This window comes from Sphingopyxis sp. Root154, from assembly GCF_001427105.1.
Classification (GTDB): domain Bacteria; phylum Pseudomonadota; class Alphaproteobacteria; order Sphingomonadales; family Sphingomonadaceae; genus Sphingopyxis.
The window spans coordinates 218,140-243,657 of sequence record NZ_LMGI01000003.1 but is presented as its reverse complement, the minus strand read 5'-3'; the positions used below and the strand labels follow the sequence as shown (position 1 = coordinate 243,657).

Here is a 25,518-nt window from a genome sequence, read left to right as displayed (position 1 = left end):
AAGGGGATCGGACAGAAGGACGACCCCGATGTATAGTGAAACCGACCTGCAAGCTGCGGTCGATGCAAAGGTACTGACGCCGGAGGCCGCGCTGGCTTTCCGGTCGCATATTGCATCGGTGCGCGCCGCCCCCGGAGCGGATGAGGAATCATTCCGCCTTATCACTGGCTTCAACGATATTTTCGTCAGCATCGCGGCGGTGATCCTGCTCGTCGCGGTCGGCTGGATCGGCGCCTCGATCCATACCGCGCTCGGCGGCGCCTTCGTCGCCGGCTCGGCATGGTTCCTCGCCGAATATTTCACGCGCAAACGCCGCATGGCATTGCCCAGCATCGTCCTCGTCCTCGCATTTGCGGGCGGCGTGTTCGCGACGATGGTCGGCTTCCTCGTCGAGCATGGCGAATCGATCTTCGGCAGGGACGTGGGCGAGACGACCGGCGCGATCCTCATCGGCGTCATGGCGCTCGTGACCGCCGGCGCGACCTGGGCGCACTGGAAGCGTTTCATGGTGCCGATCACCGTCGCCGCCGGAACCGCCGCGCTCGCCGCGACCGCGGTCGCACTGGTGCTCGCGATTACCGGAATGCCCAGCCCCGACGGCACGCTGCCGATGGTGCTGGTGCTGATCGCCGGGCTTGGCGTCTTCGCGCTCGCCATGTGGTGGGACCGCAGCGACCGGGTACGCCAGACGCGCCGCAGCGACGTCGCCTTCTGGCTCCACCTGCTCGCCGCGCCGATGATCGCGCACCCGATCTTCCACCTGCTCGGCGTTACGCGCGGCGACGACATCGGCAGCGCTGCGGCGGTGATGGTGATCGGCGTCTATATCCTGTTCGGCCTGATCGCGCTCGCGATCGATCGCCGCGCCCTGCTCGTCTCGGCGCTCGCCTATGTGCTGTTCGCGATGACGCAGCTGTTCAACACCTTTGGAGCGGTCGAACTCAACGTCGCGCTGACGGCCTTCGTGATCGGTTCGGCGCTGCTGCTGCTCTCGGCCTTCTGGCAAAATGCGCGGGCGGTGGTGGTCGGCTTCCTGCCCGACAATCTGGCGAACCAGCTGCCCGCGACGATCCGTCCGGTCAGCCCGATACCAGCTTCATAAGCTTGCGTTCGACGGGGGCGAGCACGTTCGACAGCTCGTCCCCGCGCTTCAGGATCGCCCCGGCTTCGGAGACAAGGGCCCACATGCCCTGCCGGCTCCGCAAGGCGGGGCGTTTTTCTATGCGATATTCAGGGCGCTCGGCGGCGCGGCGAAAGGCCGAGAAGATCGCGGCGTCGCGGTGGAAATCCATCGCATAATCGCGCCAGTGCCCCGCAGCGACCATGCGGCCGTAGAGATCGAGGATGCGCATCAGTTCGGGGCGCTCGAAGCCGGTCTGCTGCGGTGCCGCCCTATTCGCGAACGGCAAAGGCGTTACCGTTCCCATCAGGCGCCGGTCCGGCTCCCTTTGCGCCGCGGCGCTTCATCGTCGGCCGCGAGTTCGCGTTCGTCGAGCAAGGCCTTCAGCTGCTTCTGCATCTGGTCGAGCTGGCATTGCAACAATTCGACCTTCTGCGTCGCGGGGTCGAAATTCTCGCTGCACGACGTGCCATAGGGCACAAACTCGCGGGCATATTCGGTCGCGTCGAGCAGGGTCGAGCGCGCGGGAATGCCGACCATCACCGCGCCTTCGGGCACGTCCTTGGTCACCACCGCATTGGCGCCGACGCGCGCACGCGCGTTGACGGTGACCGGTCCGAGGATCTGGGCGCCCGATCCGACGATCACATCGTCGGCGAGGGTCGGATGGCGCTTGCCGCCGATACCGTTCGCGGGGTCGGTGCCGCCGAGCGTCACGCCCTGATAGATCGAGACATTATCGCCGATCTCGGCGGTCTCGCCGATGACGACGCCAAAGCCGTGATCGATGAACAGATGCTCGCCGATTTGCGCGCCGGGATGGATGTCGATCGCGGTCAGGAAGCGCGACAGGTGATTGACGAAGCGCGCGAGGAAAAACAGCCGTGCTTCGAACAGCCAGTGCGCAATGCGGTGCATGCCGACCGCCAGCAGACCCGGATAAAGCAGAATTTCCCAGCGCGATCGTGGCGCAGGATCGCGCGCCTTGATCGAATCGAGATAGGCGATCAGCCCGTTGAACATTCAATGTCCCCTGCGACCCTATTTTGTACCGGACAAGATAGATGTTCGGGCGCGGCATTTCCACCCCCGGAGCATTTTTATCGTCAGCGGCCGAACAGGCCGAGACGCAGCAAGAGCATAGCCTCGCTCCGAAAATGCCGCTCGCCACCGTAGCTCGCTATCATGCCGGCCCAGCGGTCGAGCATCAGAAGCGACCGATTTCGGCCAAAAACCCTGCGCGACGGCGCATCCAGCGCCTTTGCCTGACCGAGCAGATCGCGGGCTTCGGCCTCGCCTTCCTCGACACCCGCACCCCAGACCAAACCCCAGCGCTTTCCGCCAGCTTCGCCGCCGCCGGACAGCGCAAAAAGGTGTCCGCCAAAGCTTTCTGAGGCCGCGCGTCGGTCACTGGCGCTCTCGGCGAGCAGCATCGCTTCGGCGGCATCGACCAATGCATCAAGGCCGCTTTGCCCCGCCCACGTCGCCTGAAGCTCGGCGAGCAGCGGCTCGCCCTTCGGCAGTGCGTCCGGATCGCTCGCGATCAGCGCCGCCATGTCGCGCCACCATGCGAGCTTGATCTGCCCGATCAGCGGCTCGCGCGCATCAAGCAACAGCTTGGTCAGCCGTGCGGCCAGGCCCCACAGCGCCGACAGCGCCGCGCGCCGCGCGTGCGGTACGGAGACCAGCACGCGCGGATCGCGCATATCGGGATAGAAAGCCGCCTCCGGATCGTCAGGCGCGATTGCGAACCGCCTTCACGGCTGCAACGACGCGCGGCGTATCGATCAGCGCGGCCCTTTCGAGATTATGCGCATAGGGCAGCGGCACATCCTCGTTGCACACACGCATAACGGGGGCGTCGAGGTCGTCGAAGCCATGCTCCATCGCGACCATCGCGAGTTCGCTGGCGATCGAACAGACCGGCCAGCCTTCCTCGACGATGACGAGGTGGTTCGTCTTCTTGAGGCTCGCGAGCACGGTCGCGGTGTCGAGCGGACGCAGCGTGCGCAGATCGATCACCTCGGCGTCGATGCCCTCGCCCGCCAGCTCGTCGGCGGCTTCGAGCGCGAGCCCGACGCCGATCGAGTAACTGACGATGGTGACGTCGCTGCCCTGACGCATGATCCGCGCCTTGCCGATCGGCAGGACGAAATCGTCGACCTCGGGAACGTCGAAGCTGCGGCCATAGAGCAGTTCGTTTTCAAGGAAGACGACGGGGTCCTCGGTGCGGATCGCTGCCTTCATCAGCCCCTTGGCATCGGCGGCGTCGTACGGCGCGATCACGATCAGGCCGGGAACGCTGGCGTACCAGGGCGCAAAATTCTGGCTGTGCTGCGCCCCGACGCGCGCCGCGGCGCCGTTCGGACCGCGGAAGACGATCGGACAGCGCATCTGGCCGCCCGACATATAGTTGGTCTTCGCCGCCGAGTTGATGATGTGGTCGATCGCCTGCATCGCGAAGTTGAAGGTCATGAACTCGATGATCGGCTTGAGGCCGCCCATCGCCGCGCCCGCACCGAGACCGGCGAAACCATATTCGGTGATCGGCGTGTCAACGACGCGCTGCGCGCCGAATTCTTCGAGCAGGCCCTGTGTGACCTTGTATGCGCCCTGATATTCGGCGACTTCCTCGCCCATCACGAAGACGCGGTCGTCCTTCCGCATTTCCTCGGCCATCGCGTCGCGCAAAGCTTCGCGGACGGTCAGGCGAACCATGGCGGTGCCTTCAGGAATTGCCGGGTCCGACGCGCGCTCGGCGGCAGCGGGCGCTGCAGCCGGAGCGGCGGCGGGCGCGGGAGCGGGAGCGGGTGCCGGCGCTTCGGCCTTTGGTTCGGGTGCAGCAGCCGGTGCGGCGGCAGTCGCCGGAGCGGCCGCTTCCTCACCCTCGCCCGTGATCGTGGCGATCACGGTGCCGACCTTCACATTGTCGGTGCCCTCGGCGACGAGAATCTGGCCGATCGTGCCCTCGTCGATCGCTTCGAATTCCATCGTCGCCTTGTCGGTTTCGATCTCCGCGAGAATGTCGCCCGACTTCACCGTGTCGCCTTCCTTGACGAGCCATTTGGCGAGCGTGCCTTCTTCCATCGTCGGCGACAGCGCCGGCATTTTCAATTCGATGGCCATCTCAATATTGCTCCACCAGCACGTCGGTATAAAGTTCATGAAGTTCGGGTTCGGGCGCGCTTTCCGCAAAGTCCGCGGACTCGGCGACGATCGCGCGGATTTCCTTGTCGATTTCCTTGAACTTGTCTTCGGTGATGCCCGCATCGGTCATCAGCTTCTTCAGATGTTCGATCGAATCGGACTTGTCGCGCACCGCCTGCACTTCCTCGCGGCTGCGATATTTGGCGGGGTCGGACATAGAATGGCCGCGGTAACGATAGGTCTTGAGCTCCATCAACACGGGGCCCTTGCCCGCACGCACCCATTCGAGCGCGGTCTCGGCCGCACCGCGCACGGCGAGCACGTCCATGCCGTCGACCTGCATGCCGGGAATGCGGAAGCTTTCGCCGCGGCGATAGAGTTGATCCTCGGCCGACGAGCGGTTGACCGACGTGCCCATCGCATATTGGTTATTCTCGATCACGAAGATGATCGGCAGCTTCCACAGCTCGGCCATGTTGAAGCTCTCGTACACCTGGCCCTGGTTCGATGCGCCGTCGCCGAAATAGGCCATCGCCACGCCGCCGTCGCCGCGATATTTGTGCGCGAAGGCGAGCCCGGTGCCGAGCGACACCTGCGCGCCAACGATGCCGTGGCCGCCATAGAATTTATGCTCGACGCTGAACATGTGCATCGAGCCGCCCTTGCCCTTCGAGATGCCGGCCTGGCGTCCCGTCAGCTCGGCCATAATGACCTTGGGGTCGATGCCATAAGCGAGCATGTGGCCATGGTCGCGGTAGCCGGTGATCACGCTGTCCTTGTCGCCGTCGAGCGCCGACTGCAGGCCGACCGCGACGGCTTCCTGACCGATATAGAGGTGGCAGAAACCGCCGATCAGGCCGAGGCCGTAAAGCTGCCCCGCCTTTTCCTCGAAGCGGCGGATGAGCAGCATCTCGCGATAGAATTTTTCCAGCTCTTCGGGCGTCGCGTCATAGGGGACGGGCTCGCGCGGTTGCTCGCGATTGCTCGCGGCGGCCGGGGTGGATGCAGTCTTTTTGGGCGCGGGGGAGGTGCGCGCGGGTGCTTTGGCCAAGGCGGGTTCCTTTGCAGTTAGCCGTTACGGCAAGCGCTCCCTATAGGAGAGCCGCGCGCCACTTGGCAACGCCCACCATGGGACGGGGGCGATGCCAACTTACGTATGCAGCATGGGTGCAGCGATGCCGCAGCGAAAGCTCAGCGCTTCGCGTCGGGTTCCATCGGAATGATCACCTCGTCGGGGTGATAGGCGCCAAGCTTCTCGCGGACATATTCCTCGGCCAGATCGGGATCGACGCGGCGACGGTCGAGCAGGTTGACGCGGTTCTGCAACTCGGTCTGCTTCTTGGTCAGCTCGCTCAGGATGACGCGCTGCTTCTCGACCGACTGGCCATAATCGCCCCAGGCGTAGAGGCCGGTCGGACCGAAAATGATATAGCCGATCATCGCCAGCACCACCATCACCGCGATGGCGGGTCCGGCGGCCCGGTGCATCGATTTGCGGAATTTGTGGCGCTGCGTCATTCCGGCCCTTGAATCAGAGTTGATTCGCGGCGTCAAGGCGCCAGGTTCGGGTTTTGCACCCTTTTTCCATTTCAAAAACCATCAGCGGGACCATCGCCGACGCGACGGTGCTAGAGGACCACGCATCGGACGAAACGAACGGGCGTCGGCTCTCTGTTGACGAATGTGCAGGAGGAAGCGCTTGAGAATATCTTGAAATCGCCGCCAGCAACATGAAACTCGTCATTGCCGAATTCAATTATCAATAGGCCGTCGACAACAAAAATCATCTCGTGGCCTATCTCCGAATGCGCTTCCGACCGATAGCTGTCGCCGGGACCAAGCGACCACAGCCACAATTCGGTCTCCTTCGTCGACGGAGCGGTTCCCAGCAACCTGGCCTCGCTGCCCGCGGCCTTCCCCTGCCACGCAAGGCTGTTCACCCGCCTGCCATCGGCAGCATCTGGTGGCCGAACAATCTCGGAAAACGTGACCGACATGGCTGCGGCCAGTCGATCGATGCTGGCCAGGCTGACGTTCGTTTCTCCGCCCTCGATGGCGGAAATCATTCGCCGGCTGAGTCCCGACATCTGGGCCAAGGCGGTTTGGCTCAAATCCCTTTCATCGCGCAATCTGCGCAGGTTTTTCCCAACATTGGCAAGCACATCGGACCTGTCCGATACATGACGTTGACTGCGCAATATATTGCTCATACTAAAGCCGACCACTGGATAATTGGGATAGCGCGGTTTGCCACCAACGACCAACCGGGAAAGTGATTGATATGCACGGTCGCCCCATGCTTTTGGCAATGATGCTCGTCGCGGGCCTGTGCTTTTCCCAGGTCGCGGCGGCCGAACCGGTAGCAGAGGCACCGGTAACGGCACCCATCCTGACCACCGCAACGCGCGACGCGGCGCTGCAAGCCATCAAGGCTCGGCTAACCCGGGCCTATATCGATCCCGAACGCGTTCCCGCGATATTGGCACGGCTCAATTCGTCGAAAGCGCGATATCGAACCGACGATCCGGCGCGATTTGCGTCGCTGATTACCGCGGACATGCAGACGGTCGCAAACGACACGCACCTCTATTTACGGTTCGAGCCCGAATGGTATCGCGCGGCGACGGCCCCGCCGGATCAGGCCGCGATCGCGGCATCCAATGCCTTCGAAGCGCAGCATGCGCGCGACTTCAATCAAGGACTGGTCGAAACACGGCTTTTGCCGGGCAATATACGGTATCTGAAGATCGTCGGCTTCTTTTGGAACGAAGCCGAGACAGCGCGAGCTTATGACGATGCGATGCGCTTCTTGAAAGGCGGGCGAGCGATCATCATCGACCTGCGCAGCAATCAGGGGGGCGACACCAACGCGCTCGACTATCTACGGAGCCATTTCTTCGCCCCCGATACGCTGATGACCACCCTGATTACCCCCGGCAGCCCCGACGTACAGGTCCGATCGCAGCTCAACCTCCCGAGCGGGCGACTAACCGGCATTCCCCTATATGTGCTGATCAACCATCGCTCGCGCTCTGCCGCCGAAGCATTTGCTTATACGATCGGGCAATTCAAACTCGGTGAACTGGTGGGCGAACGCACCGAGGGTGCGGCCCATTTTTCGGACGATACCGCGGTGCCGCCATTCTTCCGACTCTCGGTGCCGCTTGGATATACGCAAGATCCCATCGGCAAGCGCGACTGGGAAGGCACGGGCGTTTCCCCCACCGTCGATGTTCCGGCGCCGGAGGCGCTGGACACCGCCTATGACCTCGCCCTCGCCCGGCTGCTGCCGGTCACGCCCGCCGGGATCGAAAAGGATTTTCTTGTCTGGGCACGCGACCGGTTGGCGGCGCAGCGCACCGGTTATGCGCCAACCCCGACCGAACTCTCGGCCTTCGCGGGCCAATATGGCGCCGCGAAGATCGAACTTCGGGGTTCGGCCTTATGGCTGATCCGGCCCGACCGCGAGCCGCGGCAACTCAACCCGCTCGGCGCCGGGGGATTGTTCGAAGCGGAAGACGATGACACCTTCCGCGTCAAAATCGGGAATGACGGCTTATATTTGTTGCGCCCCGGAAGCCCGCTTACCCTCGATTATCCGCGTTGACACCTCAACGCCGAGCCAACGGAACCGGCACGCTTCGCTCGCTCACCCGAAAATCGAAACGCCCGGATAACGCGCCATGTCGCCCAGCTCTTCCTCAATGCGGATCAGCTGGTTGTACTTCGCGAGCCGGTCCGAGCGCGCGAGGCTGCCGGTCTTGATCTGGCCGCAGTTGGTCGCGACCGCGAGGTCGGCGATCGTCGAATCCTCGGTCTCGCCCGAGCGGTGCGACATGACGGCGGTGTAACGCGCACGGTGCGCCATATCGACCGCGTCGAGCGTTTCACTGAGCGTGCCGATCTGGTTGACCTTGACGAGCAGCGAGTTGGCGAGCCCGTCCTTGATCCCCTGCTCCAGCCGCAGCGGGTTGGTAACGAACAGGTCGTCGCCGACGAGCTGACACTTGTCACCGACCAGATCAGTGAGCGCCTTCCAGCCCACAAAATCATCTTCGCTCATGCCGTCTTCGATCGACTTGATCGGATAGTCGTTCACGAGCGCGGCGAGATATTCGGCCATCTGTTCGGGGCTGAGCGACAGGCCTTCGCCGCTGATCTCATATTTGCCGTTCTTGAAGAATTCGGTCGCGGCGCAATCGAGCGCGAGCACGACGTCGGTGCCGAGCTTGAAGCCCGCCTGGTCGACCGACGCGGCGATGAAGTCGAGCGCGGCGCGCGTCGAGGCGAGGTTCGGCGCGAAGCCGCCTTCGTCGCCGACCGCAGTCGCGAGGCCCTTGGCCGACAGACCCTTCTTCAGCGTGTGGAAGATCTCGCTGCCCCAGCGCACGGCTTCGGCGATGCTGCCGGCGCCGACGGGCATGATCATGAATTCCTGCACGTCGATCGGATTGTCGGCATGCTCACCGCCGTTGATGATGTTCATCATCGGAACGGGCAAGGTGCGTGCCGAGACCCCGCCGACATAGCGATAGAGCGGCAGGCCGCGCGCGTCGGCTGCTGCCTTTGCGGCGGCAAGGCTGACGCCGAGAATCGCGTTGGCACCGAGGCGGCTCTTGTTCGGCGTGCCGTCGAGGTCGATCATCGCCTGGTCGAGTTCGCGCTGGTCCTCGGCATCGAGGCCGATCAGCGTTTCGGCGATATCGCCGTTCACCGCGGCGACCGCCTTGATCACGCCCTTGCCGAGATAACGGCTCTTGTCGCCATCGCGGAGTTCGACGGCTTCGTGCGCGCCGGTCGAGGCGCCCGAGGGCACCGCCGCGCGGCCGAAGCTGCCGTCTTCGAGCAGGACATCGACTTCAACGGTCGGGTTGCCGCGGCTGTCGAGGATTTCGCGGCCGTGGATGTCGATGATGGCGGTCATGGATTTTGTCCTGCTGATGCCCTGTTGACAGGGCGTAGGGAAAGGCGCCCGCCTGTTATCGGCGGGGTGCCCTTAGTGCAACCGTTGCATAGGAATTTTGCACGGCTATGGAACCATTAGGCCCGCCTTGCTATATATTGAGGCAGGACCAAAGGGTTGTTCGCGCACGCGGCGCCCGATAAAAGAAGAAGAGGACAACGCCAATGGCCAAAGCCGCTACTCCCGCGACCAAGAAAGTTGCCGCCCCCCGTCCCAAGGCACCTGCAAAGGCCGCCGCAACCAAGGCTGCGCCCGCGCGCAAGCCCGCGACGGTGAAGGCCGCCAAGGATCATCCGATCCGCGACCAGATCGCCGCAACCCGCGACACCATCAAGTCCGAAGCATCGAAGAAGGCCGCCTCGCTGAAGAGCGAAGCCTCGACGCTGACGAAGCAGGCATCGACCAAGGCGCGCGATGCCGCGAACAAAGGCAAGGACAAGGCCGCCGAAGCCGTCGGCAGCCTCGCCAAGCTGCTCGAGGACAGCGCCGGCACCGTCGATACCAAGTTTGGTAAGCAGTACGGCGATTATGCCCGTTCGGCCGCCACGACCGTTGCCGGCCTCGCCACGACGCTCGACAAGAAGGATCTCGACGAACTCGCCGCCTCGACGCGCGACATGGTCAAGAAGAACCCGGCGATCGCCGTCGGCGCCGCCACGGTGATCGGCTTCGTGCTCGCCCGGATGCTCAAGGGCAGCTCGAACGATTGACAGGGCATTGGCACCTTCAGATCCGAATACCCCACCGGCGCCCGACGCGCGCAGCTTTGACGGCATAAGCCACGGCTATGCGCCCGACGGGCGTCCGGTAACGCCGCCCCCCGTTCCGCTCGAAACGATTGTCGGCGATGTCGTCGATAATCTCTCGGCGACGGCACGGGCGGAGTTTGCGCTGATCGAGGCACGCGGTGAGCTGGCGCTGCACGGCGTCAGCTGGACCGCGGCATGGGGCACGATTGCCGCCTGCGCGCTCGGCATTGCGATGCTCGCACTCGCGTTCGGGGCAATCCTTGCGCTTGCGCCGCATGTCGGGCCCTTTGTCGCGACATTGATCGTCGTTGCCGTGCTGCTGGCGATCGCCGGCTTTGCGGGGCGGCGCGCGCAGCTCAGCTATGGGGACATCCGTACCGCGCTTCGCCGCGACCTGACGAACGAAGGGATCGACGATGCCGCGGACGCGTAATCGCCTGATCGTCGCCGCGCGCCGCTCGATGCTGCAGCGCGCCGAATTGCATCGCCGGCTCGACGTCGCGCGCGCGGCGCTCAAGCCCGGTGCGCTTCTAGATCGCGGCAAATACCGGATCGGCGAAAAGGTCGACGACACGGCACATGCGGTGCAGCAACAGTTTCGCAACAACCGGCTGCCGATCGCGATCGCCGCGGCAGCCGGCGTTGCCTGGCTGCTGCGCGATCCGATCAAGGAACATGCGCCGCGTCTGGCGCAAAAGATTCAGGACCTGGCGACCGACGTCGCCGATCATTTTCGCTCCTCCGACGAACCGGCGGACGAGGATGAAATCGAAAATGTGGAGGAAGATGATGAAGCCGTTCGGTGAAACCGCCCGCGAGACGCGTGCAAAAGCGAGTGAGCTTGCGGAGAAAACCGCGGAAAATGCGCGGCTGACCGCCGAGGCGGCAAAGGCGCGCATTCAGGACGGCTACGGCCGCGCCCGCGCCGCGACCGAAGACCTGGCGGCCAGGGCGAGCGAACAGGCCGGCGTCGCCCGCGAGGCGGCGGGCGAAGTCTATGAAAAGGGCAAGGCGCAGGCGAAGCGTGCGAACAGCAAGCTCAAGGACGCGGCCGAAAAGCAGCCGCTGGCCTTGGTCGCGGGCGCGGTCGCGGTCGGCGCGCTGCTCGGTTCGCTGCTGCCTAAAGGCCGCAAGGACGATCCCGACAGCTGAAAGACAGCTTACTTGCTTATTCGCCCGTTGCGGAATAGGGGGCTGCGCTTCCCCTCCCCAAGACTTTACCGGCAGGAATCCGAAGATGAGCAAGCTTCACCTGGTTTTCGGCGGACGCGTCAGCGACCCGCAGGGCCTCGACTTCACCGACCTTCACAATCTCGACGTCGTCGGCCTCTATCCCGACTACAAGTCGGCCGAAAAGGCGTGGCGCAGCGCGGCGCAGCGCACGGTCGACGATGCTGAAATGAAATATGTCGTCGTCCACCTGCACAAATTGCTGCAGCCGGACGCCGAAGGCTGAACAGGGCGGCCCTTCGGGGCCGTCTTTTTATCAGCGGAAATTGTCGGCGTAGGCCTGGATCTTGAGCGTACGCACGGGAGGCGCGGTAACGTCGACCTCGATGCCGTTACGCTCGGCGTAAGCCACCGCTTCTTCCTGACTCGCAAAACCCAGACGCAACTGGCGCTGCGTGTCGCCGCTGCCCGCCCAGCCCATCAGCGGATCAGCCTTGCGCGCTTCGGCGGGGGCAAATTCCAGAATCCAGCGCTGCGTCCCGGCACGCCCCGACTGCATCGCATTCTTGGGCTTCTGGAAGATACGCGCTTTCATCGGGGTGTCCTGTAACTGGTGCCTGTTCCGCCGCCTTAGCGCCAACCTGGCCCTGCGAAAAGAGGTCTATTGCGCATCGCGCCGCGCCTGCGCCGCTTTGGTCATCAAGCTTGGCCGCGCGCTCGCCGGATCGTCGGGCCAGCTGTGCTTGGGATAGCGCCCGCGCATCTCGCGCGCCACATCGTGCCAGCTGCCGCTCCAGAAGGAGACGAGGTCGCGCGTCGTCTGGATTGGGCGGTGCGCGGGCGAGGTCAGCGCGAGTATCAGCGGCACCGGCGGATCGCCGATCGTCGGGTGGCGCGCCAGCCCGAACAATTCCTGCACGCGCACGCTGACCGTCGGCCCGCCGTCGGCGCCATAGTCGATCGGATGCCGGCTGCCGACGGGTGTCGTATAATCCGCGGGCGCATGTTTTTCGAGCAACTGACGCGCAGGCCAGTCGAGCGTCGTCATCAGCGCGTCGGTCAGCTTGCGGTCGCCAATGTCGCGGAGGCCGCGGCACCCTGCGAGCAGCGGCTCCAGCCAGAGCTCGAGACTGTCGGCGAGCGCGCCGGTCGAAAGCCCGTCGATCCCGGCGTAAGAAGCGCGCTGGCGCAGCGCCTGCGCCGCCGGGCCCCAGCCGATCAGCCCCAGCCCCTTGCCGCGCACCGCCGCCATCCGCACCGCGATATCGTCCTCGGCATTTTCGCTGCGTCCCGCCTGCCCGCTCGTCAGCGCGATCGCGCCGAGCCGCCGTTCGCGGCGGTGGTCGACGCGGTCGTTCGTGCCGTCGTAGCTGCTCGCCGAATGCTGGGCGATGCGGTCGGCGAAGAGTGCCTCGACCTCGGCCAGTTCGATCGGCGCCGCGGCAAGGATGCGCACCCCCGCGGCATGCCCCTGCGCGTCGGCGATCGCGAGCCATTCGCTGCCCGCGAGCGGGTCGACCGGATCGATGCGATAGGCGCGGCCGCCGACGCTGAGATATTCGCCGCGCTGCCCTGCCCGCTGCCGCGCAACGCGGTCGGGCCAGGCGGTCGCGATCCAGCCGCCGATCGAGCGCGGCTCGACATCGCCCGCCCCCGCCGCGAGCTTCTCGCCGATCGTCGCAAGCCGCCGCGCAAGCCGCCACGCGCCTTCGCTGCGCTCATTGCGCTGGCCGCGCCAGCGCCCCAGCCGTGCCTCGACATCGACACCGCGCCCGCCGAGCCCCGGCTCGGTCAGCAGCACCGCCAGCCGCCCCGCCATCTCGGCCTCCCCCGCGCGCGCCGCGTCGAGCAGCATATGCGCGAGCGGCACCGGCAGCGGGATCGCGGCGAGCGCCTTGCCGTGCGCGGTGATGCGGCCGTCGTTGCCGAGCGCGCCAATCGCCTGCAATCGCGTCTTCGCCTCTGAAATCGCGGCGGGTGATGGCGGGTCGAGCCAGCCCAATTGGCGCGGATCGACGATGCCCCAGCTCGCGCAGTCGAGCACGACGGGCATCAGGTCATTCTCGTGAATTTCGGGCGGATCGAACGGCGGCATGCCCGCGGTCGCCGCGGCCTCCCACAATCGGTACGCAACGCCCGGCCCCTGCCGCGCCGCGCGGCCCGCTCGCTGCGTCGCCGACGCCTGGCTCGCGCGCTCGGTGACAAGCCGCGCGATACCTGCCGCCTTGTCGAAACGTGGGCGCCGCGACAGGCCCGCGTCGATCACGATCCGCACGCCATCGATCGTCAGGCTGGTTTCGGCAATGCTCGTCGCGAGGATCAGCTTGCGCTGCCCATTGGGATCGCGGACGAGCGCCTTGCGTTGCAGCGCCGGATCGATCTGGCCGTGCAGGCGGTGGACCGCGAGCGGCAGGCGCGCCTCCTCGACCGCGGTCGCGGCGCGCTCGATGTCGGCCGCACCGGGCAGGAAGACGAGCATGTCGCCTTTGGGCTCGTCGGCGAGCGCCTGCCGCACCGCGCCGAGCACCGACGCCTCGAGCCGGTCCTCGGCACGGCGGCCGATATGGCGCAGGTCGAGCGGCCAGATCTTGCCTTCGCTCTTCACCACCGGCGCGTTGCCGAGCAAAGCCCCGAAGCGCGCGCCATCGAGCGTCGCCGACATCGCGACAAGGCGGAGGTCGTCGCGCAGGCCCTGCTGCGCATCGATCGCCAATGCGAGCGCGAAATCGCCGTCGAGGCTGCGTTCATGAACCTCGTCGAAGAGTACCGCCGACACGCCCTGAAGCTCGGGATCGGCGAGGATACGGTTGCGGAACAGGCCCGGCGTCATCACGAGTAGCCGCGTCGCGGCGGACTGCTTGCTGTCGAGCCGGGTGGCGTAGCCGACGCGCCCGCCAACCGCCTCGCCCATCTCCTCGGCGATCCGCTCGGCCGCCCCGCGTGCCGCGAGACGGCGCGGCGAGAGCAGCCACACCGCGCCCTTGCACCACGGCTGGTCGAGGATCGCGGGCGCGACGCGCGTCGTCTTGCCCGCGCCCGGCGGCGCGACGACGACGGCGTTGGGTTTCAGCACCAGCGCCGCCATGATATCGGGCAGCACGACGTCGATCGGGAGTAGCTGCATCAGATACGCGCCGCGGGGTTGCCCAGCTCGGCGTTCAGGCGAAAGGCTTCGGCGGCGAGCGCCTCGACCGTCTCGGGCGACACCTCGGTCGCCTCGACGATCACCAGATTGCCGAGCTCATATTTGCCGCTCGCCTTGATCCGTGGTTCCAGCTCGCGGAGCCTTTTACCGCGCCAGAATCCGAGCAGTACCCGATGCTCCTCGGCGCGGATCAGGATGCACGGACCGTTGGCCATGAAGACGAGGTTGGTCCATTTGATCGTTTCTTCAAAAGGCGCCGCGCGCAGGATCGCCGCGCGCATCATTTCGCAGCGTTCGCGCTGCCAGCCCGACAACGCGGCGATATAGGCGTCGGGGCTTTCCGCCGCTGGGCCCATCATCGCCATCGGCGCCGCCTCAATAAGCGCGCGCGACCGCGAAGGCGACCGCTTCGGTCAGCGCCGACTTCGCCTGGCTGGCGCTGAAACCGCCGATCGCGTCGACCGCGCGCTGGCCATAATGGCGTGCGCGCGCGAGCGTGTCGGCGATCGTGTCGTGCTGGTGGAGCAGGCTCGTCGCATAAGCGAGATCCTCGTCCGAGGTCTTGTGGCCGGTGATCGCGAGCTTCCAGAACTCCCGCTCCTCGGCACTGCCGCGCGCATAGGCGAGGATGACGGGCAGCGTGACCTTGCCGTCGCGGAAGTCGTCACCGACGCCCTTGCCCATCGTTTCCGCGTCCGAAACATAATCGATCGCATCGTCGACGAGCTGGAACGCGATACCCAGATTGCGGCCATAGGCGTCGAGCGCGGCTTCGGTCGCCTCGTCGCGCTCGGCGACCACCGCGGCGATCTTGCACGCCGCGGCGAACAGCTCGGCGGTCTTGGCGTTGATGATCGCGAGATACTGATCCTCGCTCGTTTCGATCCGGCGCTGTGCGGAGAGCTGGTTGACCTCGCCCTCCGCGATCACCGCCGATGCCCGGCTGAGGATCTTGAGCACCTTTAGCGAGCCGTCCTCGACCATCACCTCGAACGCGCGGCTGAACAGGAAGTCGCCGACGAGCACCGAGGCGCTGTTGCCCCAGATGAGGTTCGCGGTCTTGCGCCCGCGGCGCAGGTCCGATTTGTCGACGACATCGTCGTGGAGCAAGGTTGCGGTGTGGATGAACTCGACCGCCGCGGCGAGCTTGCAGTGGCGGCGCCCCGGATAATCGAGCAGCTTGCCGCACGCGAGCGTCAGCATCGGCCGCATGCGCTTGCCGCCGCCCGCGATCAGGTGACCGGCGAGTTCGGGGATCAGCGGCACTTCGGACTGCATCCGGTCGAGAATGACCGAATTCACCTCGTTCATATCGGCGGCGACAAGCGCCATCATCGGGTCGAGCGAGGGCGGCCGGTCGCCGTGGAGCTGATGGATTTCCGCAGTCATAACGCGGCGAGCCTTGGCGCCGCAGTCACGATTTTGCAACGACTTTCGGCTTGCCACTGCCCCCTCGCCGGTGCCAAGCGTGCCGGAGAAGAGAGGAATCGCGCACCCATGGACGACCAACTGAGCCGCTATCGCCAGAGCATCGACAATATCGACGCAGCGCTCGTCTATATGCTCGCCGAACGGTTCAAGGTGACCAAGGCGGTCGGCGAGCTCAAGGCGCGCGAGGGCCTGCCTCCCGCCGACCCCGGCCGCGAGGAACGCCAGATCGAACGGTTGCGCGAACTGGCCCGCGATGCCGACCTCGATCCCGATTTCACCGAGAAATTCCTGCGCTTCATCATCGACGAAGTGATCCGCCATCACCAGCAAGCCAAGCGGGAACAAAGCGCGTGAGCCCGGGCCATCCGATCTTCGCCCGCTGGCGGGCGCAGCACCCCGACCGGATCCAGCTTTTCTCCGCGCCGACGCCGAACGGGGTGAAGGCGGGCATCATGCTCGAGGAAACCGGCCTTCCTTATGAACCGCACCGGATCGACATCATGGCGAACGAGAGCCATGATCCGGCCTTCCTCGCACTCAATCCCAATGGCAAGATCCCGGCGATCTACGATCCGCAAGGCCCGGGCGGAAAGCCGCTCGCGCTGTTCGAATCGGGCGCGATCCTGATCTATCTCGCCGACAAGAGCGGGCAGTTTCTTTCGGCCGACCCGGCAACGCGCTACGAAACGATCCAGTGGGTGATGTGGCAGATGGGCGGCGTCGGACCGATGTTCGGCCAGCTCGGCTTTTTCCACAAATTCGCCGGCCGCGAATATGAGGACAAGCGCCCGCGCGACCGCTACGCGGCTGAATCGGCGCGCCTGCTCGGGGTGCTCGACGAAAGGTTGGCGACGCGCGAATGGGTGATGGGCGCCGATTACAGCATCGCCGACATCTCGCTGCTCGGCTGGGTGCGTAACCTGATCGGCTTTTACGAAGCGCGCGAGATCGTTGGCTTCGACCGCTTTGCGCATGTCCAGCGCTGGCTCGAGGCCGGTCTCGCGCGGCCGGGTGTACAACGCGGGCTGGCAGTCACCGCGACGTGATTGGTCCTGGCGAACGGCCGCCCCCCCACGGTACGATCAATCGCTTTGGGCTTATCCTTGCCGCCGCGCTGCTGGTCTGCCCTGGTCTCGCCGCCGCACGCGATGACGAAGCCCTCGAACCGCGTTCGGACCTTGTGCACGCTGACACCCCGCTCTGGGGTTTTGGCGATGACATTCAACCGTACAACTTCACCGACGGCGATGACTTTGGCTGCCTCAGCCGCATCGCCTATGGCGACTGGACGATCCAACAGGCAGCCGACGCTGACGCCGAACCCGAATGGATGCGGCTGACCAACTATGGCGTTTTCCACTGCGCGATCGTCGAACGAAGCGCTCATGATCGGGACCATCTGGACCGCAGCGCCTACCGCTACTCCTTCTTCGTCCACATCGGCGATACGAAACGCGGCGGCAAACCGCTCGAATTATGGGTTCTTCAATCGGGCACGCGACCCGGCAGCGACTATTTGCTTCTGGCACGCACGCCCGCAGAGGAGATCATCAAGTCCTTCGACGTCTTGCAGAGGGAATGCCCGTTGTCCGCCAGGCGCACGGGTCTGCAAATGGACATCTGGCGGACCGATTATTGCAGCATTAATTCGCGTGGCGCGCTGATCGCGTTCGCCAAAGCGATGGCAAGGAAGCCACCATTGGCCAGGCTTGCCCATTTCGGCGAGCCCCCCGAAGACCCCGCCGCAACCGAACAATCGGCCGAAGCGGTTTCGGAGCCTTAACCCGCCGGTAGCCTCAGCCGCACGAGCAATCCGCCGAGATCCTCGCTCTCCTCGAGTGCGATGCTGCCGCCATAGATTTCGGCGACGTCGCGCACGATCGCGAGTCCCAGCCCCGTCCCCGGTTTGCCGCTGTCGAGGCGAACGCCGCGGTCGACGACGCGGTCGCGGTCGTCGGGCGAGATTCCAGCGCCATCGTCCTCGATCAGGATTTCCGCCATCCCGCCTTCGCGGCCGACGGTAACAAAGACACTGCCACCGCCATATTTGGCCGCGTTTTCGAGCAAATTGCCGACCAGTTCGTCCAGATCCTGCCGCTCGACCCGCACGACGACGGTCTTGTCGCCGGCCGCATCGAGCCGTGCGTCGGGATAGAGCGCGGCGACCGCCCGCGACACGCTGTTCACGCTGTCCCAAACGGTCGCGCGCGCCTGCGCCGCGCCGCGCCGTCCGACCGCGCGCGCGCGGGCGAGGTGGTGGTCGACCTGCCGCTGCATCGTCGCCGCCTCGCGCCGCACGGTGTCAGCGAGTTCCGTATCCGAGCTCGTCGCGCTGTTCACGAGCACGGTCAGCGGGGTTTTCAGCGCATGTGCGAGATTGCCAGCGTGCAGCCGCGCCTCCTCGGCCTGTTTTTCGTTATGCGCGAGCAGCGCGTTGAGTTCGTCGACCATCGGCTGCACCTCGAGCGGCAAAGGCGCATCGACGCGGCGGTTCTGCCCGCCGCGCATTGCCGCGATCGCGCGGCGAATGTGGCGCAGCGGCCACAGGCCGTAAAAGGTCTGGAGCGCGGCGAGGATGATGAGGCCGAGGCCGAGCAGCGCCAGGCTGGGAATCAGCGTCGCGCGCACCGCACGATTCTGGGTGTCGAGCGCTTCGCGCGACTGGGCAATCTGGAACCGCCAGTTGGTCTGGCTGCCGGGCAGGATGACATTGCGCTCGAGCACGCGCAGTTCCTCATCGGGAAACTGGTTGCTGTCGTACGTGTGGATCTGGTTGTCGACATGCGGCGTCGGCGCCTTCAGCGAGCGTTCCCATAAGGAACGCGAACGATAGGGCTCCTGATTGCCGCCGCTGATCTGCCAATAAAGGCCGCTATAAGGTTCGAGGAAGCGCTGATCGCCGAGCGGCTCGACCAGCCGCACTTCGCCATCGGGACCGATCTCCGACGAGCGGATCATCGCGATCAGCACATATTCGAGGCTCGAATCGAAGTTGCGCGTGATCGCACCGGTCAGCACGCGATCGAGCGCAAAGCCGCCGCCGATCAGCAGCACCGAAATCCACAGCGCCGCGATCGCGATCATGCGCCGCGCGAGCGAGCCTGTGATGCGGCTGGTCAGCGCCGCCGGTTTTTCCGCCGCGTCCGGGTCCTCTACGACCGCCGGGGCGACGTCGGCCTCGCTCACGGCTTACTGCGGATCGTCGAGCTGATAGCCGAGGCCGCGGATCGTCGTGATGATGTCGGCACCCAATTTCTTGCGGATGCGCGTCACGAACACCTCGATCGTGTTCGAATCGCGGTCGAAATCCTGATCGTAGATATGTTCGATCAGCTCGGTGCGCGACACGACCTTGCCCTTGTGATGCAGCAGATACGACAGCAATTTATATTCCTGCGCGGTCAGCTTGACCGGTTCGCCCGCGAGCGTGACGCGGCCCGAACGGGTGTCGAGGCGAACGGCGCCCGCGATCAGCTCGCTCGAAGCATTGCCCGCGGCGCGGCGGATCAGCGCACGCAGGCGGGCGATCAGCTCTTCGGTCTGGAACGGCTTGGCGAGATAGTCATCGGCGCCCGCGTCGAGCCCCGCCACCTTGTCCGACCAGCTATCGCGCGCGGTCAGGACGAGCACCGGGAAGTTACGCTTTTCACGGCGCCAGCGGTCGAGCACGGTGAGCCCGTCGATTTCGGGCAGACCGAGGTCGAGGATCGCCGCGTCGTAATTTTCGGTCGAGCCAAGAAAATGGCCATCCTCGCCATCGGTCGCGAGATCGACGGCATAGCCGGCTCCCTCCAGCGTCGCCTTCAGCTGCGGGCCCAGCGTGGGTTCGTCTTCGACAATCAAAATCCGCATTCAGGCGCCTTTCCGTTGCGCACCGGGCAGCCCGGCCGCATGTTTCGACTGTGTATCAAGTCCGAACGATCATCGCAAAATCTCGTTGCGACGAAACATTCGGACTAGTGAAATGTCAGGGTTTGCGTCCCACGATCCGGCCGGTGCGGGCATCGACATAGACGACCACCACCTGATTGCCGTCCATGAATTTCAGGGCATAGATCATCCGCCCCGCATCGAACTGCGGGCCGCCGAGATAGGTCATCTCGCTATACGGCGGGCGCGAACGGACGTCGGCGATCAGCTTGTTGAGCGGAATGACCTGTCCCTGTGCCGCCGCTTCGCGCAGATTGTCCTGGTCACGATTACCGCGGGCAGCCGCAGGCGCGCCTGCCGACAATAGCAGCGCGGAGATGAGGGAGAGGGTCAATGTACGGATCATGGCCGTTTCTCTAACGCGACAGCATTGAATAGGCGATGAATGGCCGGGTCAGCTCCGGTTTCGGTTTCCGCCATGGCCGAGAAGCCATGGTGGGCGCGACAGGGATTGAACCTGTGACCCCACCCGTGTGAAGGGTGTGCTCTACCGCTGAGCTACGCGCCCGATCGGGGCGGACCGATGGCCCGGCGTCCGAAAGCTGGACGTCCATAGCCGCTGCGACGGTGATTGCAACGGGCATTTGCTCAATCTTCACGCACAAACCGCATGGATCCCATCGGGCAGATACAAATCGGGCCGCAGCTTGCGCCACGGCCCGAGATGGTTTCACCAGAAGGTGCCTGTCAACTTAGTTGACGGCGTCCTTGAGGGCCTTGCCGGCCTTGAACTTCGGCTGGTTCGACGCCGCGATGGTCATCGTTTCGCCGGTGCGCGGGTTGCGGCCGGTCGATGCCTTGCGCTTGCTGACTGCGAAGGTGCCGAAGCCAACGAGACGGACTTCGCCGCCCTTCTTCAGCGAACCGGTGATCGCGTCGAACACGGCTTCAACCGCTTTGCTCGCGTCACCCTTGGTCAGGCCGCTCGAGTCAGCGACGGCGGCGATCAGGTCTTGTTTGTTCATGCCTAAGGAACCCCTGCAATATGGTTGGTTTAATGATTCTCATGGCCCGAAGCCATGGCGCGTCACTAACGATGTTTAACCCCGCCTTGTCAAAGCAAAAAAGGGCGCAAAACGCCCCAAAACGTCGATTTTGCGACGAATTTGGGGCGAATTGCCGTCAAGCGGCGATGACTCAGTGCCGAATCGTCGTTTCGGGGTCGGTGCCCGAGTGAACCGGGGGCGACGCGGCAAGCTCGTCGGCCTCGGTCCATTCGATCGGAACGACCGGCGAAACCAAGGCCACGGCGAGCACTTCGTCGACGTGACTGACCGGGATGATCTTCAATCCGGTCGTGATATTCGCCGGGATTTCAACGAGGTCTTTCTCATTCTCTTCGGGGATCAGCACGGTCTTGATGCCACCACGAAGAGCGGCGAGCAGCTTTTCCTTGAGCCCGCCGATCGCGAGAACACGCCCGCGCAGCGTGACTTCGCCGGTCATCGCGACATCGCGGCGCACCGCGATCCCGGTCAGCGTCGAAATCATCGCGGTCACCATACCGACGCCGGCCGACGGGCCGTCCTTTGGCACCGCGCCTTCGGGCAAGTGGATATGGATGTCCTTGCGCGCGAACAGGCTGGGCTTGATGCCATAGGCCGGCGCGCGCGCTTTCACGAACGACAGCGCCGCCTGCACCGATTCGGTCATCACTTCGCCGAGCTTGCCGGTGGTGCGGACCTGCCCCTTGCCCGATGCGGTGACGGCTTCGATCGTCAGCAATTCGCCGCCGACCTCAGTCCATGCCAGTCCCGTGACAGCGCCGACCTGGTCCTCCAGATCGCCCATGCCGTGGCGGAACTTCCGCACGCCCGCGAATTCGGAGAGATTGTCTGGCGTCACAGTGACGCTTTCCGCCTTGCCTTCAAGAATGCGGCGCAGCGCCTTGCGTGCGAGACGCGCGATCTCGCGCTCGAGCGTACGCACGCCCGCTTCGCGGGTGTAATAGCGGATCAGGTCGCGCAGCCCTTCGTCGGTCAGCTCGAATTCGCCAGCCTTCAGCCCGTGCGCTTCGACCTGCTTCGCGATCAGGTGAAGCTTCGCGATCTCCACCTTCTCGTCCTCGGTGTAACCTTCGAGGCGAATGATTTCCATGCGATCGAGCAGCGCCTGCGGCAGGTTCAGCGAGTTCGCGGTGGTGACGAACATGATGTCGCTGAGGTCGACGTCGACTTCCAGATAATGATCCTGGAACTTGCCATTCTGTTCGGGGTCGAGCACCTCGAGCAGCGCCGAAGCCGGATCGCCGCGGAAATCCTGGCCGAGCTTGTCGATCTCGTCGAGCAGGAACAGCGGGTTCATCGTGCCGGCCTTTTTGAGGTTCGTCACGATCTTGCCCGGCAGTGAGCCGATATAGGTGCGGCGGTGGCCGCGGATTTCGGCCTCGTCGCGCACGCCGCCCAGCGACTGGCGAATGAACTCGCGCCCGGTCGCCTTGGCGATCGACTTGCCGAGACTGGTCTTGCCGACGCCCGGAGGGCCGACGAGGCACAGGATCGGGCCTTTCAGCTTGTTGGTGCGCGCCTGGACCGCGAGATATTCGACGATCCGGTCCTTGACCTTTTCAAGCGCATAATGGTCGTCATCGAGGACCTCCTGCGCCTTAGCGATATCCTTCTTGAGCTTCGACTTCTTGCCCCACGGCAGCCCGATCAGCGTGTCGAGATAGTTGCGCACAACGGTCGCTTCGGCCGACATCGGCGCCATCGCACGCAGCTTTTTCATTTCGGCCTGCGCCTTGGCCTTGGCCTCCTTCGACATTTTGAGGCTGTCGATCTTGAGCTGCAGCTCGGCGAGGTCGTCGCCGCCCTCGCCATTGTCGTTGCCAAGCTCGCGCTGGATCGCCTTCAACTGTTCGTTGAGATAATATTCGCGCTGGCTCTTTTCCATCTGGCGCTTCACGCGGCCACGGATCTTCTTTTCGACCTGCAACACGCCAAGCTCGCCTTCCATGAAGGCGAAGACCATTTCGAGCCGCTTCGACGGCGCGTCCTCGACGAGCAACGCCTGCTTGTCGGAGACCTTGATATTGAGGTTGCCCGCGACCGAATCGGCGAGGCGCGAGGCATCCTCGATCTGCGACAGCTGCACCGCGGTTTCGGCGGGCATCTTCTTGTTGAGCTTGGCGTAATTTTCGAACTGATCGACCACCGAGCGCATCAGTGCGGCGGTGTCGACGCTGTCGTCGATCGTGTCGCCGACCGGCTTCACGCTCGCCATCACGGCCTTGTCTTCGTTGGTAAGCGCGAGCAGCTTCGCGCGTTCCTTGCCCTCGACGAGCACGCGGACGGTGCCGTCGGGCAGCTTCAGCAGCTGGAGCACGGTGGCGATCACGCCGACGTCGTACAGATCGTCGCGCTGCGGGTCGTCCTCGCCCGGATCGAGCTGCGCGACGAGGAAGATTTCCTTGTCGGATTCCATCGCGGCTTCGAGCGCGGCGACCGAACGGTCGCGGCCGACAAAGAGCGGCACGATCATGTGCGGGAAAACGACGATGTCACGAAGCGGAAGAAGAGGATAAGATTGCGTCATTACGGCTCCTGGACGGGCCCCGCGACCGGGCGCACCGCCCTTCTTATAGGTGGTTCTTCGCTAATATGGCGTAACTTGGCACGCATTCAATGTCGCTGCGCTGAACAGCGGGGCAAAGCTGGCTCAAAATGGCAGCTTGAAGCCCGGGGGGAGCGGCAGGCCGCTCGTCATCTTGCCCATTTCTTCGTTGCTCGCCGCATCGGCCTTTTCGCGCGCGTCGTTGAACGCGGCGGCGAGTAAATCTTCGAGCATCTGCTTGTCCGACGGAACGATCAGGCTGTCGTCGATCGAGATTTGCTTGATGCGGCCCTTGGCGCTCGCGCGAATCCGCACCAGACCGCCGCCCGAGACGCCTTCGACTTCGACGCTGTCGAGCTTCGCCTGCGCCTCCTGCATCTGCGCCTGCACCGTGGCGGCCGCTTCCTGCGCCGCCTTCATCATTTCTTCGATCGATTTCATGGGTTGGACTTATGGCGATTGTCGGCGGTCTCTTCAAGTTTCGCGTCGGGAAAAGCGGCCAGGGCGGCCTTCACCACCGGCAGCTCGCGGATTCGCGCGTCATTATCGGCGAGTGTTGCGGCGCGGATTTGGCCAAGGCTCGGCCGTCCTTCGCCCTCGCCTTCCCGCACCTGCCAACGGCTGCCGGTCTGCGCGAGCAGCGCGTCGCCCAGATCGCGCGCGAACGACGCGCCGAGCGCGCGAACCGGCGCGAAAACGATGCTGCCCGGTTCGAGTTCGATGATTCGCAGATGATCGTAGACATCGACCGCAAGCCGATGATTTCCCGTGCTTTCGAGGAGCTGATGGATCTGTGAGACGGTAAGCGCCGAGGCAGGCGAATCCGCGCTCGCGATTGCTGGCGCTTCCGTGACAGCCACCGGTTCGGCCGTCATGCTTTCTTGCGTTGCAGGCGCAGTCGGCGCGGCGAGCGGCATCGTCGGAACGCCGCCCTTTTCGAGCAGTTTAGCGAGTTCGCCCGGGTCGGGCATCGACGCGGCGTAAATCACGCGGAGCAGCAACATTTCGAGATGCTCGAGCGGATTGTTCGCGCGCAGCACCTCGTCATGCCCCTTGAGGAGCAACTGCCACAGCCGGTTGAGCGGCGCAAAACCGAGCTTTTGCCCCCAGTCGCCGATGCGTTCGCGGTCAGCCTCGGCCAGCGCGGGGTCGTCGTGGCGCGACACTTTGGCGAGCGTGATCGCGTGCGTCAGGTCCATGAGCCCGCGCACCATCGCGACCGGCTCGATTCCGAGCGCATATTGCGCCCGCGCGAGGTCGATCGCGCCGCCCGGGTCGCCTTCGAGGACCATCGCCATCAACTGCGCGATCGACGAACGGTCCGAGAGGCCCAGCATCACGCGCACCTGATCGGCACTAATCATCCCGCCGCCATCGAGATCGGCATGCGCGATCGCCTGATCGAGGATCGACAGGCCGTCGCGCACCGACCCTTCGGCGGCGTTGGCGATCAGCCAGATCGCGGGCGCCTCGGCCTCGACGCCCTCTTTCTGCAGGATCGAACTGAAATGCGCGAAGAGCATGTCGGGGGTGATGCGGCGCAGGTCGAAGCGCTGGCAGCGCGACAGCACCGTCACCGGCACCTTGTTCACCTCGGTCGTCGCGAACAGGAATTTGACGTGCGGCGGCGGCTCTTCGAGCGTTTTCAGGAGCGCATTGAAGGCGTTACGCGACAGCATGTGCACTTCGTCGATGATGTAGATCTTGTAGCGCGCCGACACCGCGGCGTAGCGCACCGCCTCGATAATCTCGCGCACATCGTCGACGCCGGTGTTCGACGCGGCATCCATTTCGATCACATCGATATGGCGGCCCTCGGTGATCGCACGGCAGGGCTCGCACACACCGCACGGATCGATCGTCGGCCCGCCCTGCCCGTCGGGGCCGATGCAGTTCAATGCCTTCGCGATCAGGCGCGCGGTCGAGGTCTTGCCGACCCCGCGCACGCCGGTCATCAGGAATGCATGCGCGAGCCGGTCGCGCGCAATCGCATTGCCCAGCGTGCGCACCATCGCATCCTGCCCGATCAGCTCGGCGAAAGTTTGCGGGCGATATTTGCGGGCAAGGACGCGGTACGGGCCGCTCGATGGCTGCGGCGCCGTCTCGGGCAGGTCCATTCCCAGCATCGGGGTTTCGTCATCGGCGGAATCGCTCATGGCCCCGTCTTAGGGGCGCGCCGCGGTCTTGTCGAAGGGGGAAATGGGTGGGAGCCGGAACGACCCGCAGCGAATTCGTTGCGGCTGCTTCCTTCCGGACCTGACCGGGTTGGCGAAGACTGCGTCCGCCCGACTCCCGCGGCGCTTATGGCGGG

The 25,518-nt window shown here is 64.8% G+C and carries 29 protein-coding genes, 1 tRNA gene and 1 other RNA gene; 10 read left to right on the top strand and 21 right to left on the bottom strand.

The window, feature by feature from the left end:
• The first annotated feature begins 28 nt into the window (after positions 1-28).
• Positions 29-1,102 carry a hypothetical protein gene (locus ASD73_RS16735; protein ID WP_056374144.1) on the top strand — a complete coding sequence of 358 codons (1,074 nt, stop codon included), beginning with the start codon at positions 29-31 and terminating at the stop codon, positions 1,100-1,102.
• Here the strand turns inward: ASD73_RS16735 and ASD73_RS16730 are convergent.
• From ASD73_RS16730 to ASD73_RS16700, 7 genes are all read right to left on the bottom strand, one after another.
• A complete protein-coding gene (locus ASD73_RS16730; RefSeq protein ID WP_056374142.1) occupies positions 1,080-1,427 on the bottom strand; it encodes a DUF2794 domain-containing protein in 348 nt (115 codons plus the stop codon). The genes ASD73_RS16735 and ASD73_RS16730 overlap by 23 nt on opposite strands.
• The gene (gene cysE, locus ASD73_RS16725; protein ID WP_056374140.1) at positions 1,427-2,143 is read right to left on the bottom strand and encodes a serine O-acetyltransferase; all 717 of its coding nucleotides are present in this window, start codon (positions 2,141-2,143) and stop codon (positions 1,427-1,429) included. The genes ASD73_RS16730 and cysE overlap by 1 nt, the downstream gene beginning before the upstream one ends.
• Positions 2,144-2,226: 83 nt before the next feature.
• Positions 2,227-2,826 (bottom strand): hypothetical protein, encoded by a 600-nt coding sequence (locus ASD73_RS16720; RefSeq protein ID WP_235534530.1) that lies wholly within the window; start codon positions 2,824-2,826, stop codon positions 2,227-2,229.
• A 28-nt stretch (positions 2,827-2,854) separates the two neighbouring features.
• Positions 2,855-4,246 (bottom strand): pyruvate dehydrogenase complex E1 component subunit beta, encoded by a 1,392-nt coding sequence (locus ASD73_RS16715; protein WP_056374135.1) that lies wholly within the window; start codon positions 4,244-4,246, stop codon positions 2,855-2,857.
• A 1-nt stretch (position 4,247) separates the two neighbouring features.
• Positions 4,248-5,318 (bottom strand): pyruvate dehydrogenase (acetyl-transferring) E1 component subunit alpha, encoded by a 1,071-nt coding sequence (gene pdhA / locus ASD73_RS16710; RefSeq protein ID WP_056374134.1) that lies wholly within the window; start codon positions 5,316-5,318, stop codon positions 4,248-4,250.
• Between the two features lie 140 nt (positions 5,319-5,458).
• A complete protein-coding gene (locus tag ASD73_RS16705) occupies positions 5,459-5,785 on the bottom strand; it encodes an FtsB family cell division protein (RefSeq protein WP_056374132.1) in 327 nt (108 codons plus the stop codon).
• Between the two features lie 110 nt (positions 5,786-5,895).
• The gene (locus ASD73_RS16700; protein ID WP_056374131.1) at positions 5,896-6,477 is read right to left on the bottom strand and encodes a helix-turn-helix domain-containing protein; all 582 of its coding nucleotides are present in this window, start codon (positions 6,475-6,477) and stop codon (positions 5,896-5,898) included.
• 86 nt (positions 6,478-6,563) lie between these two features.
• Between ASD73_RS16700 and ASD73_RS16695 the strand changes: the two genes are divergently transcribed.
• Positions 6,564-7,874 carry a S41 family peptidase gene (locus ASD73_RS16695; protein ID WP_056374128.1) on the top strand — a complete coding sequence of 437 codons (1,311 nt, stop codon included), beginning with the start codon at positions 6,564-6,566 and terminating at the stop codon, positions 7,872-7,874.
• A gap of 42 nt (positions 7,875-7,916) precedes the next feature.
• Here the strand turns inward: ASD73_RS16695 and eno are convergent, their stop codons facing one another.
• A complete protein-coding gene (gene eno, locus ASD73_RS16690) occupies positions 7,917-9,191 on the bottom strand; it encodes a phosphopyruvate hydratase (protein ID WP_056374127.1) in 1,275 nt (424 codons plus the stop codon).
• A gap of 203 nt (positions 9,192-9,394) precedes the next feature.
• Between eno and ASD73_RS16685 the strand changes: the two genes are divergently transcribed.
• From ASD73_RS16685 to ASD73_RS16665, 5 genes are all read left to right on the top strand, one after another.
• Positions 9,395-9,940: a hypothetical protein gene (locus tag ASD73_RS16685; protein WP_056374125.1), complete on the top strand. Its 546-nt coding sequence runs from the start codon at positions 9,395-9,397 to the stop codon at positions 9,938-9,940.
• A 7-nt stretch (positions 9,941-9,947) separates the two neighbouring features.
• A complete protein-coding gene (locus ASD73_RS16680; RefSeq protein ID WP_056374122.1) occupies positions 9,948-10,412 on the top strand; it encodes a phage holin family protein in 465 nt (154 codons plus the stop codon).
• Positions 10,396-10,785: a hypothetical protein gene (locus ASD73_RS16675; RefSeq protein ID WP_056374119.1), complete on the top strand. Its 390-nt coding sequence runs from the start codon at positions 10,396-10,398 to the stop codon at positions 10,783-10,785. Before ASD73_RS16680 ends, ASD73_RS16675 begins: the two co-directional genes overlap by 17 nt.
• Positions 10,766-11,131, top strand: a complete 366-nt coding sequence (locus ASD73_RS16670; protein WP_235534528.1) for a hypothetical protein — start codon at positions 10,766-10,768, stop codon at positions 11,129-11,131. Before ASD73_RS16675 ends, ASD73_RS16670 begins: the two co-directional genes overlap by 20 nt.
• A gap of 85 nt (positions 11,132-11,216) precedes the next feature.
• The gene (locus tag ASD73_RS16665) at positions 11,217-11,435 is read left to right on the top strand and encodes a DUF4170 domain-containing protein (RefSeq protein ID WP_056374115.1); all 219 of its coding nucleotides are present in this window, start codon (positions 11,217-11,219) and stop codon (positions 11,433-11,435) included.
• A 30-nt stretch (positions 11,436-11,465) separates the two neighbouring features.
• On the opposite strand, the gene ASD73_RS16660 is transcribed toward ASD73_RS16665, so the two are convergent.
• The 4 genes from ASD73_RS16660 to ASD73_RS16645 all read right to left on the bottom strand — a co-directional run bounded on the left by ASD73_RS16660 (position 11,466) and on the right by ASD73_RS16645 (position 15,683).
• Positions 11,466-11,744, bottom strand: a complete 279-nt coding sequence (locus ASD73_RS16660) for an ETC complex I subunit (protein WP_056374113.1) — start codon at positions 11,742-11,744, stop codon at positions 11,466-11,468.
• A gap of 66 nt (positions 11,745-11,810) precedes the next feature.
• Positions 11,811-14,273 carry an ATP-dependent helicase HrpB gene (gene hrpB, locus ASD73_RS16655; RefSeq protein ID WP_056374111.1) on the bottom strand — a complete coding sequence of 821 codons (2,463 nt, stop codon included), beginning with the start codon at positions 14,271-14,273 and terminating at the stop codon, positions 11,811-11,813.
• On the bottom strand, positions 14,273-14,659 hold the full coding sequence (locus tag ASD73_RS16650; protein ID WP_056374109.1) for a DUF1801 domain-containing protein: 387 nt from the start codon (positions 14,657-14,659) through the stop codon (positions 14,273-14,275). The genes hrpB and ASD73_RS16650 overlap by 1 nt, the downstream gene beginning before the upstream one ends.
• A 10-nt stretch (positions 14,660-14,669) precedes the next feature.
• Positions 14,670-15,683, bottom strand: coding sequence for a polyprenyl synthetase family protein (locus tag ASD73_RS16645; RefSeq protein ID WP_056374108.1), 1,014 nt, complete (start codon positions 15,681-15,683; stop codon positions 14,670-14,672).
• Positions 15,684-15,791: 108 nt separating this feature from the next.
• Between ASD73_RS16645 and ASD73_RS16640 the strand changes: the two genes are divergently transcribed.
• From ASD73_RS16640 to ASD73_RS16630, 3 genes are read left to right on the top strand one after another with little or no spacing between them, the layout of a single operon-like run.
• The gene (locus ASD73_RS16640) at positions 15,792-16,079 is read left to right on the top strand and encodes a chorismate mutase (RefSeq protein WP_056374106.1); all 288 of its coding nucleotides are present in this window, start codon (positions 15,792-15,794) and stop codon (positions 16,077-16,079) included.
• Positions 16,076-16,771: a glutathione S-transferase N-terminal domain-containing protein gene (locus ASD73_RS16635; RefSeq protein ID WP_056374104.1), complete on the top strand. Its 696-nt coding sequence runs from the start codon at positions 16,076-16,078 to the stop codon at positions 16,769-16,771. The genes ASD73_RS16640 and ASD73_RS16635 overlap by 4 nt, the downstream gene beginning before the upstream one ends.
• Positions 16,768-17,508: a hypothetical protein gene (locus tag ASD73_RS16630; RefSeq protein WP_056374102.1), complete on the top strand. Its 741-nt coding sequence runs from the start codon at positions 16,768-16,770 to the stop codon at positions 17,506-17,508. The genes ASD73_RS16635 and ASD73_RS16630 overlap by 4 nt, the downstream gene beginning before the upstream one ends.
• On the opposite strand, the gene ASD73_RS16625 is transcribed toward ASD73_RS16630, so the two are convergent.
• The 9 genes from ASD73_RS16625 to ffs form a co-directional block, all read right to left on the bottom strand.
• Complete coding sequence (locus ASD73_RS16625; RefSeq protein WP_056375178.1) at positions 17,505-18,809, bottom strand: sensor histidine kinase; 1,305 nt, start codon at positions 18,807-18,809, stop codon at positions 17,505-17,507. The two genes, ASD73_RS16630 and ASD73_RS16625, sit on opposite strands and share 4 nt — an antisense overlap.
• A gap of 105 nt (positions 18,810-18,914) precedes the next feature.
• The gene (locus ASD73_RS16620) at positions 18,915-19,577 is read right to left on the bottom strand and encodes a response regulator transcription factor (protein ID WP_056374100.1); all 663 of its coding nucleotides are present in this window, start codon (positions 19,575-19,577) and stop codon (positions 18,915-18,917) included.
• A gap of 115 nt (positions 19,578-19,692) precedes the next feature.
• Positions 19,693-20,001 (bottom strand): PepSY domain-containing protein, encoded by a 309-nt coding sequence (locus tag ASD73_RS16615; protein ID WP_056374098.1) that lies wholly within the window; start codon positions 19,999-20,001, stop codon positions 19,693-19,695.
• Between the two features lie 87 nt (positions 20,002-20,088).
• Positions 20,089-20,163: transfer RNA gene (locus ASD73_RS16610), tRNA-Val, on the bottom strand.
• A 184-nt stretch (positions 20,164-20,347) separates the two neighbouring features.
• Positions 20,348-20,620: an HU family DNA-binding protein gene (locus ASD73_RS16605; protein WP_037510426.1), complete on the bottom strand. Its 273-nt coding sequence runs from the start codon at positions 20,618-20,620 to the stop codon at positions 20,348-20,350.
• A gap of 172 nt (positions 20,621-20,792) precedes the next feature.
• Positions 20,793-23,189, bottom strand: a complete 2,397-nt coding sequence (lon, locus tag ASD73_RS16600) for an endopeptidase La (RefSeq protein WP_056374096.1) — start codon at positions 23,187-23,189, stop codon at positions 20,793-20,795.
• Between the two features lie 123 nt (positions 23,190-23,312).
• Positions 23,313-23,648 carry a YbaB/EbfC family nucleoid-associated protein gene (locus ASD73_RS16595; protein WP_056374094.1) on the bottom strand — a complete coding sequence of 112 codons (336 nt, stop codon included), beginning with the start codon at positions 23,646-23,648 and terminating at the stop codon, positions 23,313-23,315.
• Positions 23,645-25,363 carry a DNA polymerase III subunit gamma/tau gene (locus tag ASD73_RS16590; RefSeq protein WP_082521647.1) on the bottom strand — a complete coding sequence of 573 codons (1,719 nt, stop codon included), beginning with the start codon at positions 25,361-25,363 and terminating at the stop codon, positions 23,645-23,647. Before ASD73_RS16590 ends, ASD73_RS16595 begins: the two co-directional genes overlap by 4 nt.
• Before the next feature lie 43 nt (positions 25,364-25,406).
• Positions 25,407-25,504, bottom strand: an RNA gene (ffs, locus tag ASD73_RS22445) — signal recognition particle sRNA small type.
• Between the last annotated feature and the right edge of the window lie 14 nt (positions 25,505-25,518).